This is a genomic window from Stieleria tagensis (assembly GCF_024129865.1).
GTDB classification, from domain to species: domain Bacteria; phylum Planctomycetota; class Planctomycetia; order Pirellulales; family Pirellulaceae; genus Stieleria; species Stieleria tagensis.
Genome location: NZ_JAMYFE010000022.1, coordinates 15,348 through 30,866, shown reverse-complemented (window position 1 = coordinate 30,866; position 15,519 = coordinate 15,348). Strand labels below are relative to the sequence as shown.

Annotated in this window: 11 protein-coding genes and 1 tRNA gene; 9 read left to right on the top strand and 3 right to left on the bottom strand. The window is 57.5% G+C overall.

Going from position 1 to position 15,519, the window contains the following annotated elements; translation table 11 throughout:
* Nucleotides 1-69: 69 nt before the first annotated feature.
* Complete coding sequence (locus NHH03_RS03770) at nucleotides 70-996, bottom strand: ThuA domain-containing protein (RefSeq protein ID WP_253154408.1); 927 nt, start codon at nucleotides 994-996, stop codon at nucleotides 70-72.
* A 157-nt stretch (nucleotides 997-1,153) separates the two neighbouring features.
* On the opposite strand from NHH03_RS03770, the gene NHH03_RS03765 reads away from it, so the two are divergent.
* From NHH03_RS03765 to NHH03_RS03750, 4 genes are all read left to right on the top strand, one after another.
* Nucleotides 1,154-2,029 carry a class I SAM-dependent methyltransferase gene (locus NHH03_RS03765; RefSeq protein WP_253154407.1) on the top strand — a complete coding sequence of 292 codons (876 nt, stop codon included), beginning with the start codon at nucleotides 1,154-1,156 and terminating at the stop codon, nucleotides 2,027-2,029.
* The gene (gene larE / locus NHH03_RS03760) at nucleotides 2,029-3,066 is read left to right on the top strand and encodes an ATP-dependent sacrificial sulfur transferase LarE (RefSeq protein ID WP_253154406.1); all 1,038 of its coding nucleotides are present in this window, start codon (nucleotides 2,029-2,031) and stop codon (nucleotides 3,064-3,066) included. The genes NHH03_RS03765 and larE overlap by 1 nt, the downstream gene beginning before the upstream one ends.
* A complete protein-coding gene (locus NHH03_RS03755) occupies nucleotides 3,063-4,649 on the top strand; it encodes a protein kinase domain-containing protein (protein WP_253154405.1) in 1,587 nt (528 codons plus the stop codon). The genes larE and NHH03_RS03755 overlap by 4 nt, the downstream gene beginning before the upstream one ends.
* A gap of 100 nt (nucleotides 4,650-4,749) precedes the next feature.
* Nucleotides 4,750-4,989 (top strand): hypothetical protein, encoded by a 240-nt coding sequence (locus NHH03_RS03750; protein ID WP_253154404.1) that lies wholly within the window; start codon nucleotides 4,750-4,752, stop codon nucleotides 4,987-4,989.
* An 87-nt stretch (nucleotides 4,990-5,076) separates the two neighbouring features.
* Here NHH03_RS03750 and NHH03_RS03745 read toward each other — a convergent pair whose 3' ends face one another.
* Together NHH03_RS03745 and NHH03_RS03740 are read right to left on the bottom strand one after the other, a co-directional pair.
* Nucleotides 5,077-5,985 carry an aldo/keto reductase gene (locus NHH03_RS03745; RefSeq protein ID WP_253154403.1) on the bottom strand — a complete coding sequence of 303 codons (909 nt, stop codon included), beginning with the start codon at nucleotides 5,983-5,985 and terminating at the stop codon, nucleotides 5,077-5,079.
* A 176-nt stretch (nucleotides 5,986-6,161) separates the two neighbouring features.
* Nucleotides 6,162-7,580 (bottom strand): BBP7 family outer membrane beta-barrel protein, encoded by a 1,419-nt coding sequence (locus NHH03_RS03740; RefSeq protein ID WP_253154402.1) that lies wholly within the window; start codon nucleotides 7,578-7,580, stop codon nucleotides 6,162-6,164.
* 464 nt (nucleotides 7,581-8,044) lie between these two features.
* Between NHH03_RS03740 and NHH03_RS03735 the strand changes: the two genes are divergently transcribed.
* The 5 genes from NHH03_RS03735 (at nucleotide 8,045) to NHH03_RS03715 (ending at nucleotide 15,466) form a co-directional block, all read left to right on the top strand.
* Nucleotides 8,045-9,979: a preprotein translocase subunit SecA gene (locus NHH03_RS03735; RefSeq protein ID WP_253154470.1), complete on the top strand. Its 1,935-nt coding sequence runs from the start codon at nucleotides 8,045-8,047 to the stop codon at nucleotides 9,977-9,979.
* Between the two features lie 578 nt (nucleotides 9,980-10,557).
* The gene (locus NHH03_RS03730; RefSeq protein ID WP_253154401.1) at nucleotides 10,558-13,929 is read left to right on the top strand and encodes a type II secretion system protein GspD; all 3,372 of its coding nucleotides are present in this window, start codon (nucleotides 10,558-10,560) and stop codon (nucleotides 13,927-13,929) included.
* A gap of 360 nt (nucleotides 13,930-14,289) precedes the next feature.
* On the top strand, nucleotides 14,290-14,484 hold the full coding sequence (gene csrA / locus NHH03_RS03725; protein ID WP_253154400.1) for a carbon storage regulator CsrA: 195 nt from the start codon (nucleotides 14,290-14,292) through the stop codon (nucleotides 14,482-14,484).
* Nucleotides 14,485-14,730: 246 nt separating this feature from the next.
* A tRNA-Glu gene (locus NHH03_RS03720) sits at nucleotides 14,731-14,803 on the top strand.
* A gap of 114 nt (nucleotides 14,804-14,917) precedes the next feature.
* Nucleotides 14,918-15,466 carry a hypothetical protein gene (locus NHH03_RS03715; RefSeq protein ID WP_253154399.1) on the top strand — a complete coding sequence of 183 codons (549 nt, stop codon included), beginning with the start codon at nucleotides 14,918-14,920 and terminating at the stop codon, nucleotides 15,464-15,466.
* Nucleotides 15,467-15,519: the final 53 nt, after the last annotated feature.

Sequence of the window (15,519 nt, the reverse complement as noted above, 5' to 3'; positions counted from 1 at the left end):
CCGCCGGCAGTCATTTTGTCGCCCGCTGGGCTTTAGAGAGAACGCAACTTCGAAACGTGTGCATCAGCGCTATGACTTCTCTGCGGGGGCTAGTGCGGGTGTCAGAGCACCGGCTTGGTCGGTCGGTGTGGCGTCAGCGTCCAGGTCACCCAAGGCATATTGAATGCCATCGAGCATGTGTTTGACGATCATCGGGTTGGCAAAGGTGTCTTCGCGGTGCCCCAGGTTGGTGTAGAACACGCGACCGTCACCGGCGGTGCGAACCCACGACACCGGGACTTCGCGCGGTCCATCATCAATTCGGCTCGACACGGCTTCTTTGGACATGTCCAGGCTGACCAGGATGCGGAGCACGCCGGTGCCGACGTAGGAATCGGGTTTGTATTGGTAGATTTCGTCACTGTGCCAAAACCCATTTCCGCCGAAGGCGTTGTTTAAGACGTGCTGGGGATCATCCAATTTGAATGCCCATTTCCCGCCGGCGCCCCAGGGGTGGCCGGAAAAAGTCCCGCCGATCATTGCCAGCGAATCGGGATAGCGATTGAAGTTGTCACTGGCGGCGTGAAATCCGATCAAGCCTTTCCCACCGGCAACAAAGTCCATGAATGCGGCTTGCTGTTCCGGTTGATCAAATCGCATGTGGGTGGTGTTGTTCAACAGAATCGCATCGTATTGCTCCAGATTCTCAGGCGTGAACACGTCGTAGGTGTCCGCGAAATCGACCGCAAACGCTTTGGTCTTTTCCGCCATCGCGCGGACCGACTCGTTGGCATGTGGAATCGAGGTGTGGATGAAACCTTCACAGCGGTAAAACGCCAGAATCCGCCGCTGGCTGGCTGGCTGGGCGGCCAGTTTGTCAGGAATGGCGGCCGCGATACTTTGCTTCTGGTGATCGTTGAGCGGTTTAAAGCGACTGGCCTTTTTCTGCTCCCAAGTTTCTTCTGCGGTGGACCAGGCACTGCCCAGCAGCGTCAGCGTGGTGAGAGCCAAAAGCACGAAAACGGAACGTCGGCGCAGTGAAACGAACATCGCGGGGCCTGGGGGGAGGGCAAGTGGGTAGGAATGAACGGCGAGACAGGTCATTCTAGCTAGTGACCGCCGCAGATGGGTAGCGAGACAAACAGGTTGCACAGCAAGATTGGAGAACCAGGGGATGAGCGAAACGGGATACCGGTTGATCGACTTTGGCGACGGCCGCAAGCTGGAGTCGTTTGCCGGACGAGTGTTCGATCGCCCCTCGCCGGCTGCCGAGGGGGTGCAAAAGCACAGCCCGTCCCGTTGGAAGTCGGCGGATTCGGTCTTTCAAGAGACTTCGCGGCGGTGGCAACACCGCACGGCTGTTCCGGATGCGATGACCGTTGAACTGGACGGTTTCTGCATGCCGATCTCGCCGACACCCTTTGGCCATGTCGGTTTGTTTCCCGAACAAGCGCTGAATTGGCGGTGGTTGATGGACACGGCGCCGGTTGCCGTCGCCCCGCCGGCGAGTGGTTTGAATCTATTTGGTTACACCGGCGCCAGCAGCATTGCGATGGCGATCGGCGGGATGAAGGTGGCACATGTCGATGCGGCAAAACCGAATGTTGCCACAGCGCGTTTGGCGGCGGGATGTAACGGATTGACCGATCATCCGATCCGTTACTTGGTGGACGACGCCGTCAAATTCACCGCCCGTGAACTGCGACGTGGCAATCGTTACCAGACCATTGTGATGGACCCACCGGCATACGGACACGGGCCATCGGGCAAAGCCTGGCGTCTGGAACGTGATCTGTGGCCATTGATCGACAGTTGTCTGTCATTGCTGACGCCAGAAAATTTTCGCTTTCTGATCACCGGCCACTCCCCTCAGGTCAGAACCATGGACGTGGTAGACTATCTGCAGTCCCAGATCCCACCGCGGTTTGACCTGTCGCAATCACAGTTCATGGGCGGGCTGCGATCCGGGCGGCTCTCATTGCGTGATGCCCAAAACCGAAAACTGGACGCCGGTTTCTTTGTCCAGTGCACTCGCCAACTCTCTCGCTGATGACTCTCGATTCCTCGACCGCTGCCGGTACCCCGCCTGAGACATGCGACAGCGACTCCGCAGCCACCGCCGCGACCCAAACATTGTCGCCAGCGGCCGAAGCGTTGGTGCGATGGTTTGACCAACACCGCACCGTTTTCGTGGCTTTTTCCGGTGGCGTGGACAGCTCGGTTGTGCTGGCCGCAGCGCTGCGAAGTAGCGCACAACGTTGCAAAGCCGCAACCACGACAGCGCCCGGCAACTCGATCTCGGTCACTGCGGTCACGGCTCGCTCACCCAGTGTCGCCCAGTGGCAATTGCAAACGGCTGCGACAGTGGCCCAGGAATTGGGCGCCACACAGCAGGTGATCGACACCGACGAACTGGCGTTGCCCGCCTACGCCGCCAACGATTCACGACGTTGTTTTCACTGCAAAACCACGCTGTACCGATCGCTGCACCAGCTGGTTGATGCCGTCACCGCCCAAACGCGGCAGACGGCGGAGCCGCAGACTGATGCGATCACGATCGTTTCTGGCACCAACGCCGACGACCTGGGAGACTATCGCCCCGGGATTGCCGCCGGCGACGAAGCTGGTGTGCAAACGCCGCTGGCTGATTTGGGAATCGGCAAAGCCGCCGTGCGTGACATCGCTCGACAATTCGGATTGTCCAATGCCGAACTGCCAGCCGCCCCCTGCCTGGCCAGTCGAATCGCCTATGGGGTCCAGGTCACACCCGAGCGTTTGACGCGAATCGAACAGGCCGAAGACTACTTGCGTAGCTTGGGGCTGAGCGAATTGCGGGTTCGATTGCATCCAGGTGAATTGGCCAGGATCGAAATTCCCCTGGACCAGATCGATCGTCTGCTGTGCGACCAGACTCGCAAACAGCTGTCCGGTAGACTGATCCAGCTTGGGTTTCAGTACGTGACACTGGACCTACAGGGGCTTTCGAGCGGCAGCATGAATCGGCCGTTGGTTTCCCTGCAACTCCCTGATCCAATAACCGCCAATCCGCCGCAACATGATTCGACCAAACCAGGGAAAGCGACATGAGTGAAGCGGATCAGAACGATCAGGCCCCGGAATTAGCTGACACCGCAGCGGGCACCGCTGACCAGACCCCCACTTCATCCCTGTCGACCGCCAGTCTGGTCGGGTCGCGGTTGGCCGGATATCTGATCCTCAGCCGGCTTGGTCGCGGTGGGATGGCCGACGTCTATGCCGCCCGTGACATGCAACTCGATCGCGATGTCGCGATCAAAGTCTTGCGGCCGGAATTGTCGCGTGATCGTGACTACATCACACGCTTTCGTCGCGAGGCCAAAGCGGCGGCCAAGTTGAACCATCCCAACATTGTTCAAATCTACGAAGTCGGCGAAGATTCGGCGCGCTATTACATCGCCCAAGAATTGATCTCGGGCCAGAATCTGCGGCAATGGCTGGAACGAAACGGTCCGCTGGATCCCGAACAAGCGGTCGAAGTGCTGTACGGTGTCGCATCGGCCTTGGACGCGGCGGCATCCGAAGGCATCACGCACCGTGACATCAAACCTGAAAACGTGATGTGGTCCAAAAGCGGGGCGATTAAAGTCGCCGACTTTGGGCTGGCTCGGGTGCAAAGCGACAACGACGGCAGTCGAGCCGATTTGACTCAGGCCGGTCTGACGCTCGGCACGCCGCGCTACATGAGCCCGGAACAAGTCCAAGGACGCTCGGTTGATCCGCGCAGCGATTTGTATTCGCTGGGCGTGATGATGTACCACCTGTTGACCGGTCGGCCGCCATTCGAAGCCGAGGATCCGTTGGCACTGGCCTTTGCTCATGTCAACGAAACCCCGCAACCACTGGACCGCGTCCGCGGGGACAAAGACGTTCCCGAATGGTTGATCGCAATCATCGCCAAATTGCTTCGCAAGGATCCCGCCGAACGATTTCAGTCGGCTGGAGAATTGCTCGATGCCTTGACCGGTGATGACGCGGACCAGCGCAGCAAGACGCGGCGTTTGGCCGGTGCGGCATCGGCGACGGCGCGGCTGCAGCGTGTCGCCGACGAACAACAACGACTCAAGACCAAACGCCAACTTCGTGCGCTCATGCTGACCCTGCTGCCGTTGGCCTGTGTCGGTCTTGGCATCGCCGCAGCGTCAGGCATCCGGCAACCCACGGTTGCCAAAATGTTGCGGCCCGACGTGGTCCCGCAACAGGAGACCGCGGAAGAACAGTTCTGGGAAGCGATCGTGCGCAACGATCCGGCCGGCTGGAAAGCCGTCTCGCTGTATTTTCCACCGACCGATGGCAGCGCGGTCAACCAATCCTATGCCTCCAAAGCCGGCCTGCAATTGGCGCGACTGTATTTGAAACAGAATCGACCGGCCGATGCCGAAGCCACATTGAATGAACTGATCGATGATGCGGCCGTCGATCGCAAGTATCGCCTGGTCGCTTGGGCATTGCAGGTCTCCGTTGCCCAGGCGATGGAGGATCCCGAGAAAGCCGCCGAGGCAAAACGAAAATTGTCTGTCTTGTATGCCGATCTAGAATCAAACAATCCAGATGCGATCGCCTGGTTCGACCGCGTGATGCCTGGCACCGAACAGGTTTCGTTGGGTCTAAAACCGGGCGCTGAAGAAAAATAAAATGATTCGCGGGCCGGCAATCACAAGCTAAACTGGTAGGTCCACGTTTTACTCTGAAATTGCTCCCGTCGACCTACTCGTTGCAAAAGTCATCTTTGTCATGCTGTTTTTTATCCCTTGGGTCGTCCTGATGTTAGCGGTCATGATCGCTATCCCCGTGGCTGCAAAAATGTCGCCTTCGCCACGTCAACGCAGCGAGGAATCGGTGCTGGACGACGCCGAACAACCGCTCGATGGTGATCTGGAGGCGCAGCCGATGGCCGGTGACGACTTTGGGACTGGTCCGAACGAATTCGGCGGCGAACCACTCGGTGACGACGCCTTCGCCGAATTCAACTGATTCGCCCCCACGGCCGTAGCTGGACCGGCCACGGTTCAGAATCCGTCTGAACCCTGGCGGGATCAGCTACGATGCCCCCTGGCGGGATCAGCTACGATGCGTCTGCAGGATGGTCTCCACCCGCTGCAGCGTTGCTGCCGAGAGTGGCCGTGACGCGACCGTTTCGCGGATCTGATCGGGACGCCTGGCACCGACCAGCGCGCCACTGACACCGGGTTGTGAGATCGCCCAACCGACCGCAAGCTGCGCCACGGTCTGGTCGATTTCGTTTCCCAGCAACACCAGGTCATCGATCACGTCATGTGCCCGTTGCCGCGATTGTCCTTGAAAGATCTCGTACCCGGGACGACTATCACCGTCGGCGAAGACGTGATCGCGAGTGATCTTGCCGGCCAGCAGACCCTTCATCAGTGTCCAAAAAACGTACACCGCGCGGCCGGCTTGTCGGCAGGGATCAATCAGACGGGATTGATTGTCACGTTGCAGTAAATTCAGCGGGCACTGAATCGCGTCGAGGGGAACCGAAGCGGAAAATTCGGCTAGCTGCTGAACGTTCATATTGCAAAACCCGATCTTGTCGCACAGTCCACGCTGCTGCAAACGCTGCATGGCAGCGGCGGATTCGGACAGGGGAACGTTGGGGTCCGGCGAGTGCAGATACAGCAGATCAAAACGTTCCAATTTCATCCGCCGCAAGGATTCCTCGGCGTCTTGGGTCAATTGTTCGGGCGAGCCATCGACGATTCGCCGGCGTTGTTCATCCCAGCGCTGTCCGACCTTGCCCATCACCGTAAAACGATCGCGGTCATTGCCAACGAATTGACCGAGCAAACGGTCGCTTTCGCCGTCATAGCCATAGCTGAATGCGGTATCAAATTGGGTCACGCCGGATTCGATCGCGGCGGCCATGGTGGACCGCGCGTCGTCCGGTGTGACGCCCAGCGTGGTGACTCCGGCGATCGGCCACAAACCCAAAACAAATTTTGATGTCGTCATCGCAGCGTTTCGCTCACCTCGCGTTCGGTGTGGAAATAAAAAAAACGCGTGGTCACTAGGACCACGCGTTATTGAGCTTAACGTCGTTTCGGTTCGGCGGCGAAGATTCTATTCCCGGATGATGCGAAGTGCTTCGGACCGGCCGAAATCGCTGCCTCGGGAGTGATCTTCGCGGATTAATAATCCACCGAAGCTCCCAGGCTAATTCCTTGAACCCACAAGCTGCCATCCACAATGTCGAATCCGGTTGGCACCACTTGGGCACCCAAATTCGTTGTGTCGATGTTGCGGTTGATCTGCTGACCGGCCAAGGCCACCGAATCGAAGTACATGAAGTTGTACCCGACGGTGAACGAGACATGCTCGCGGAAGCGGTAACCAAGGGTGAAGTTCAGTTCGGGGATGAAGGTGAACTCGTCGTCCGATTCTTCACCCTGTTGTGCACCCACCAGCAGGCTGCTGTTGGTGCGCGGTTGCGGTGCGGCACCGGCGGTACTTTCATCACTGTAGCCACTGATGTTGACCGTACGTTCCATGTTACCCAAGTGAATCTTGGACAGCGTGCGTGCGGTCCACTTGCCACGTGTGATGACCGACTCGAATCCGACCTGTCCACCGTTGAAGCGGTTTTCAGCATCGAATCGGCTGGCGAACGTATTGGACGTCGCGGTTTGAAGATCCGTGGTCGTGCTACGGATCCCCAGTTCATCGTCGAGCGACCAGTGGCTGTAACCACCGATCATTTCCAGACGTGATGCTTTGTTCTTGCAGAACAGCAGGCGACCGTAAGCTTCTGCACCGACCAATTCGGTCGAGAAACTCGCGTCGACGCTGCCCGAGAACAGGTTCAACTGGCTGACGATCAGCGAGTCTTCACCGGCAATTCCGGGATTGACGGTCGGTGTGAAGTAGTAGGGGCGACCAATCGATCGTCCGTTGGCGTCTAGCCCACTGCCGGTCATCGAGAAGTCGTCGCCGTTTTCACCAATCCAGGTGAATCGACCACCCACTCCAATACGATCCGTCAGATAGCGTCCGACGTCGGCGCGGAATCCGCCCGAAACGCCGCCATCAAGTTCCTCACCAAATTCGACCACACCGTCCGGTAGAACCGGGAACAGTCCGGGATCGGCCGAGCTCACCAGCGCGGGTGATTGGCGGTTCTGCATGAACATGATCAACGCTTCGGCGCGAATCCAACCGTCGCTATTACACATGTTGAACGCGTCAGCCAAACGGCGGCCGAGTTGGCCGTGTTTGGATCCGCAGCCGGAATCGCAACCTCCGTCACAGCCGACGGTGTCACACATGCCGCTGGCACATCCGCTGCCGTAGCTGATCGGTTCGGAATAGCCACCGTCATAATAGCCGGTCGGTTGCAGATCACCGATCGTCACAGGTGCATAGTCGTTGGTTGGCGCAACCGTACCGACATAGGAGGATCTCCTGTCGGTTGGCACGTTGGTGACGATGTCACCAACAAATGCTTGTGAGGTAGCGTTACCATGTACATACTCATTGTTGTCAGCTTGGGCCGACGTTGAGGCGGACAGCAACAGCGCTGCCAGGGTCATGCCTCGGAAATTTTTCTTCATCTTGTAGTCTCGCGCAGTCCGGGAATACTGGAATGACTGGTATAAGTCGATCGACTCAGACGACCGTAATATCGAGCACGTCCCTCATGAGACGTAAAGTCGGCGTAACCCGCCTATCCTCAACACTCAAACTGCCTGGTCTTTCCAAGTTGTCCTGAAAATGGCTTTTCCAGCGGTAGATTGGCGGTCGGTTCGTGGCTGACGACGCGGTTTGCAGCTAAAATTTTTCGCTAATTTGTCCCCAAAGCAGCTTGATGAGTGTCCGAGACCCCGGCCAAAACGATTCCGAACCGTCCAATCCCCCCCAAGCCGGTTCGCCAGTGGGGCCAGCGGATGGAGACGATGAAAACACGTCTGCGGCATCGCCCCAGCAAATGATTCCGGCCAACACGGCGCCGCAAAACGCCAGCGCGCAAAAACCGGTGATCGCGCCCGAGCGGTTCCAGACGATCGGCACCAAATCGATGTCCGTTTTCTCCGGGGGTGGTTTCCATCCCAAAATGGTGAAATGGAAACGAATGCTGGGGGAGATCAATGCGTTTGAAAGCACGCTCTTGCCAGAAACCGACGACGTGCTGCGAAAACGTTCGCTGGCACTCCGCTATCGCGCGATGGCTGGTGAAAAGTTGGCCAAGCTATTGCCCGAAGCTTACGCGCTGGTCCGCGAAGCCGGCCGCCGGGCGTTGGGAATGCGTCACTACGACGTGCAAATGATCGGCGGCATTTCGTTGTTCGAAAGCCACATCGCCGAGATGCAGACCGGTGAAGGCAAGACGTTGACCGCCACCTTGCCGCTGTACTTGCACTCGCTGGTTGGCAAAGGAGCCCACCTGGCAACCGTCAATGACTACTTGGCCAAACGGGATGCGGAATGGATGACACCGGTTTATGGACTGTTGGGGGTCAGCGTGGGGATCATTCAGACCCCCGACGACCAGGGTTCGCGGCGCGTCGCTTATGGGTCTGCGGTGACCTATGGCACGGCCAAAGAATTCGGCTTTGATTTTCTACGCGATCGTCTGCTGCTGCGTGCCCAAAACCGGATTCAGACGGAAATGTTAGGTGATGGCGGCGGCGGGTTCTCTGATTCCGGCGACAAACCCGTGATGCGTGGCATGCATTTCTGTTTGGTCGACGAAGCCGACAGTATTTTGATCGATGAAGCCCGTACACCGTTGATTATCGGCAGCATCGAAGACACCGTGCGTGATCAGATCGTGGAAACCTATCGCTGGGCATCCGAGCATGGCCCCGAGTACGAGTTGGACGAACATTTCACGATTGACCCGGAAACCAAGCAATACGAATTGACCGCTCGAGGTCGTCAAAAGGTCCGGGCGCTACCAAAAAGCGACTTGGTCCGCACGATGGGCTTGGTCGATTTGTACGAATACACCGAACGCGCGATCAAAACCTTTCGCGAATTCTTGCTTGATCGCCAATACGTCGTTCGGCCCGGCGACCAAGGTAAAGACGAGATCGTGATCGTTGACGAATTCACCGGTCGATTGGCCGAAGGCCGAAAATGGCGTGACGGGATTCACCAGTCGATCGAGGCGAAAGAGGGCCTGGAAATCAGCGTCCCCACCGGCCAAGCCGCGCGGATCACCGTCCAAGACCTGTTTCTGCGTTACAACCACTTGGCGGGAATGACCGGTACCGCAGCGACCAGTGCTGGGGAATTGCGGCGGATCTATCGCACGCCGGTGTTGCGGGTCCCCACCAACCGGCCGCCACAGCGGAAACGACTTCCCGATCGCGTGTTTGGTTCGATGGACGCGAAATTCAAAGCCATTGTCGAAGAGGTCAAACAGATTCACGCGTCCGGTCGACCGATTCTGATCGGCACACGATCGATTGATAAAAGTGAAATCCTGTCGCGGATGTTGACCGAATTGGGGATCACCCACCAAGTCCTGAACGCCAACAACGTCGAACAGGAAGCGGAAATCGTCGCCGATGCCGGGCAACAGGATCGCGTCACGGTAGCGACCAACATGGCCGGTCGTGGAACCGACATCAAACTGGATGACGAAATCGTCGCTTTGGGCGGGATGCACGTGATATGTACCGAGTTGCACGACGCGGCGCGGATCGATCGGCAATTGATCGGTCGCTGCGGTCGCCAAGGGGATCCCGGATCGTATCGCCAGTACCTGTCGCTGGACGATGACATCCTGCGTGGCGGTTTAGGGCCTGACAAAGCCGACAAGTTGAAGAACCGCGGCGAGCACCTGACTGACTCGGTCGACTCCTACGCCAAACTGTTCGGGCGGGCGCAGCGGAAGGTCGAAAAGAAGCATTTTCGCGATCGAATGGTGCTGTTGCACCATGAAAAAGAGCGGAAGAAAATGCAGCGTGAAATCGGGCAAGACCCGTATCTGGACACCCCTGACTGACAGCATGGATCGCTGCGGGCGATCAACCGGGATTGGGCAGAGACATGGGGACTGGCCTTGCGTGCATGGGTGTCAACACCAATGCCTAGCGAGGGGATCGAACGCGCGGATTCACCTTTATTTTGTCTCACTTTGGCTCAAGTCGTTCAAGTCTTGTGCCGACAGCGGCTGCATTTGGAAAAAAAGCAGAAAACCCTGCTCGGCCGAGCTTGACAGCCAGCTCGAAAACCTCGTATCCCCGGCTCAGTGTCTATTAGCTCCCGGCACGTCCGCCCAAATTGGGCTGGTCGTCGTCGGGGCCCGGACGAATGACGGCCAGCGCGGTCCGTTGTTGTGCGGGGCTCGCGCCAGGTCAGTTCTAAGTGATTGGACAGACGTGCCGTGGGGCTAAACCGACGGATCGGTTTTCGTGAACGTAGGCGAAAACTTTGAGTGTTCCGAACGAAGTCTCACCGCGAAGAAGGAGTGTCGCGTTGAAACGCCACGAAAAACCTTTCGGCCTCAATCGATGGGGCGTCGCCGCAATGGCGTGGCTCGTAGGGGCGTCGAACGTCTCTGCCCAGCTTTCGATGCCAGGGATGTCCCTGCCATCAAACGACAAATCAGGCGCGGCATCTGCTGCTGCTCCTGCATACGCACGGGGTGTTCCGGCCTTACCGGCCAGCCACTCGGTGCCCTCGCCTGCGTCCAGCGTGAAACCTGCCGACGGGAAACTTCTCGTCCAACAAGCGCGGACCGCAATCAATGCTCGCCAGTTCGAAGCAGCGGTACAACACTTTCGCGCTGCCAAGACGGTTGCCCACACCGATCCCAACCTGGCCGCCGACGTAGCCAAGCTGCGGGTGGACCTGCAGGTTGCCGGGATCGATGCCGAATTACTCAACAGTCCGGTGACCGCTCCGCGGCCCCTGGCAGATGGCATCAATGCCAGTCCGCTGGCGGGGATGCTCGATGTCGCCGACTCGCAAGACCCACAAACGCTGAAACGCGAAGCCTTGCGGTTGTTGGCGATCGGTCGCGCAACACTCGACCGTGGTGACACGGCCGGTGCCCTGCAAATCGCTCGCCAGGCCCAAGCCTTGGGCGTTCCGGAATCCGCGTTCGCCCCGGGTGAACCACGCGTCTGGAACTTTGTACTGGACGTCGAATCGGCCGCCAAACGCGCCGGTACGATGGATTCACAGATCGCTTTGGCGGGTGGACAACAGGAAATCGGTGGCGATGAAGCCGGCTTCATTAAACAAATGTTGTTCGATGCTGATGCGGATTCTGCGCCCGGCAATGCAGGTGCGGTGCAACAAGTCCAAGCGCTTGGTGCTCCGGTTTCCAGCGATGCCGATCCGAACCAACTGTACCAATCCGGTCTGAAGGCGTTGCAAGCCGGTGACAACGAATTGGCTCGTGAACGTTTTGTTGAAGCCTGGAAGTATGAATCGCAACTTGATCTGGCGACCCGTCGTCAGCTGAAAGACAAGTTGACATTGATGCAACCAGCACGACGTCTGCCCAGTCCATCGGATGCGGGCGAAATGAATGCGATCGACCAAGTCGACGCCGAAACCAAAGAGAAAACCCGTCGCTTGTATCGCGAGATCACGACGGAACTGGCCAAAGCCGCCGAGATGAAGGAGGCCAAGCCGCTCGATTCGCTCGATTCGCTCAACCGCTTGCGTCGCCGAGTCGACGGATCAACGGTCGACGAAACCAGCAAACGCACGCTGGCTCGAATGGTCGACAAAGAATTGGAAAAACAGAAACAGTACGTCGAAGCCAACCGGGCCGAGATCGAACTGGAACTGCAAAACGATGCCGTTCGCACGGATCTGGCGACCGACGCCGCTCGTGAAGCTCGAATCGATCAAGAGATTTCGTCACTCGTTGATACCTTCAACGATTTGATCCTCGAACGCCGTTTCGCCGAAGCGGAAGTCGTGGCCAAACAGGTGATGGAACTGAAACCCGGTTCGACGATCGCCACCAACATGTTTCACAAAAGCCGCTTCGGCACGCGTGATCAAATGTTGCGTGACATCCAAGCCGGCAAAGAGGAAGTGTTCGCAGAAGGCTTGATGGATGTCGAAGCATCGGCATCCAGCACCGCCGGAATGGACATGAACCAGCCGATGGCCTTCGGACACGACCCCCAGTCGTGGCACGAACTGACGCTGCGGCGGTCGCAAGACACCGCGTCGTTGTTCGGCAGCGTGCAAGAGCAAAAGCTGAAACACCAACTGTCGACTCCGGTCAACGTTCAGTACAAGAATCGCCCACTCGGCGAAGTCATCGCTGATTTGGCCAAAGTCACGGGGTTGCCGATCGTGATGAACCAGCGAGCGATGGAAGCCGTTCGCGTGCTTCCTGATACGCCAGTGACGCTCGATCTGCAAACGGAAATCGAACTTCGCAGTGCGTTGAACTTGATCCTCGAGCCGCTCGATTTGAGCTACGAAATCAAGAACGAAGTGCTGCAGATCACCAGTGCCGAAGCCAAGCGGGCCAACGTGGTCACGCGAGTCTACAAGGTGGCTGACCTGGTCACGCCGATTCCAAACTTCACATCCAGCTACGACGATGGTCTGGCCGGTGCGCTGCGGAATGCCTACCAAATGACCAACCCGCGGATGGACGTGCAGATGATGCCGGTCTCGATGACCGACATCGCCACCCGTCAAGCCAACGCGTTGCAGCCCAGCAAAATGTCTTCGAACATGCTGGGCCAATACGCCCCGATGGGCGGACAAGGCGGATTCGGCCCACAGGGTCAAGCCGGTGGAATGGGCGGTGGCGGTAGTTCCTTTGCGGATTTCGATTCGCTGATGAACTTGATCGAAACCACCGTCGTTCCGGATACGTGGGAAGCCCTGGGTGGTAACAGCACCATGGCTCCCTATCCACAGAACCTCAGTTTGATCATCAGCACGACCAGTGATGTGCATGACCAGATCGTCGACTTGATCGAATCCTTGCGTTCGCTGCAGAACCTGCAGATCACGATCGAAGTGCGGTTCATTACCTTGTCAGATTCGTTCTTCGAACAAATCGGCGTCGACTTCAGCGCCCAGTTTGATGACAACGTGACAACACTGCCGGACGACGATAGCGGGCCGAGCGTGTCAATCGGTTGGAACGGGTCCGCTCCCACCGCCGACTTGGACATCCAGCTTGGCAACGTCAACACGGTCACACCGGCCTTCGGTGGTGCTGCGGCTGGCACAGGAGCTTCGCTTGGTTTCGCAATCCTTAGCGACATCGAGGCGTTCTTCTTCTTGCAAGCCGCCCAAGGTGACGACCGGACGAACGTCATGCAGGCACCTAAGGTGACCTTGTTTGACGGTCAAATTGCAACGATTTCCGATCAAAGTCAACGGCCCTTCGTGACCAGTATCACCCCGGTTGTCGGTGACTTTGCCGTCGCCCAACAACCGGTCATCGTGGTCTTGAACGAAGGCACACAGTTGAACGTGCAAGGCATCGTCAGCAATGACAAACGATTCGTCCGCCTGACGCTGGTTCCGTTCTTTAGCCAAATCGGAGACGTGGACACGTTCACCTTCGAAGGCTCGCGAACGTCTCGCAAGAGAAGCGAAAACCAGGAAGACACCAATGGCGACGGTGTGGTCAACGACGACGACGCCGTGGACACCGACGAAGAAGAGGAGATCATCTCGGGTTCGACCGTCCAGTTGCCGACCTTTGCGTTCACGCAGGTCAGCACCACGGTCAGCGTTCCCGACGGTGGTACGATTCTGCTAGGTGGGATTAAACGTCTGAGCGAAAGTCGCGCCGAACGCGGCGTCCCCATGCTCAGCAAGATCCCTTACGTCAGTCGTCTGTTCCGCAACGTGGCCATCGGTCGCGATGCATCAAGCCTGATGTTGATGGTGACCCCTCGGATCATCATCCAGGAAGAAGAGGAATTTGCTCAAACCGGCTTCCAAGCGGATCGCTAAACGCGGCGATCCATCGGAAAGTCAACGCATCGACGCGGCGCGGCCCCACCAGGCCGCGCCGCGTTTTTTTATTGCCTGACATCTACAGTAAACCACCCGAAATGACTATTCTTGGCGGTCGTGCGCCTCTGTCTGCGGTTTGAAAGGTTGGAATTCACAGTTTGTCAAGCCAGAATTCCTTGACCGGAGCTTATTTTGTTCTAGAGTTGGTTATTAGGAGTGGGCGTCTCTACCTCCCAATAGAGACACCACATTGAACCGGCCTACAGCGATCTTGCCGAATGACCTCCCGTCGGACGCTGGTTCGCCCCGTAGGCATCCAATCCGTGAAATCAGGCCGGTTAACGAAAGGACTGAACTATGTTGGTTTTATCAAGAAAGAAGAACGAGAGTATTGTCATCAACAACGACATCAAGATTGTCGTGGTTGAAATTCGTGGCGACAAAGTCCGGTTAGGCGTGGAAGCTCCGCGCGAAGTGCCGGTGCATCGTCGCGAAGTCTATGAAGCGATCCAGAAAAGTCTGGAGTCGGGCGACACAGCGGTCGATGCCTAAGGGGCGGTAGCGGATCACTTTTCGTGGAAGTTCATTTTTTGAACGACGCGTGAGAATGCCCTCGCACCTGAATGTGTGAATGAACGCCTTTACAGGGGCATCTTCGTTCGCCAAGTGCCGGTTTTTCACTCTACTCGCGAAAATGTTTGTCGATTTTGTGACGGCTCGCAACGAACCCTTGACGGTTTGTGAGAGTCTTCGTTACAACTTTGCTCAGTGATGAACAGCCAAGGCTGATCAACACACGGCCCCTTCGTCTAGCGGTCTAGGACACTGCCCTTTCACGGCGGCAACACGGGTTCGAGTCCCGTAGGGGTCACTCAGGTGACAAACCAGCCTGCCGGTCTGAATTTCAGACCGGCAGGCTTTTTTTATGCGCTGCGCAAAAGTCATCTGAGCTAAGGGACGGGCAGAAAACTAGGGATCAGATGAATTGCAGTGGCTCCTTAATCGCAACCCGATGCGTGACAGGTTTTTGATTTTGGCTATCCAGTCGCAAGCTGGTGTGGAGGATTTATCCGACCGGCTTCATTCTTCGCAGAAAACCCTCCCCTCAAAGAACGACCGGGGACAGACCTCAGACGCGTGGGGTGTGACGCTGGACTTGGCGGGGATCAATGACAGAAAAATAGGGGGCAGAAAGATGGTTGCGAATTCACCGGGGACAGACCTCAAAGGATCGTCGGGGCTCTGTCCCCACTGGGGATCACCGATGCGTGACAGGTTTTTGATTTTGGCTATCCAGTCGCAAGCTGGCGTGGAGGATTTATCCGACCGGCTTCATTCTTCGCAGAAAACCCTCCCCTCAAAGAACGACCGGGGACAGACCTCAGGCGCGTGGGGTGTGACGCTGGACTTGGCGGGGATCAATGACAGAAAAATAGGGGGCAGAAAGATGGTTGCGAATTCACCGGGGACAGACCTCAAAAGATCGTCGGGGCTCTGTCCCCACTGGGGATGGCGTACATTGTTTGCGGCATGACCAGTTAGATGATTGACTCAGTTTCCAGCAACGCGATAGCCTCAGAGAATTGA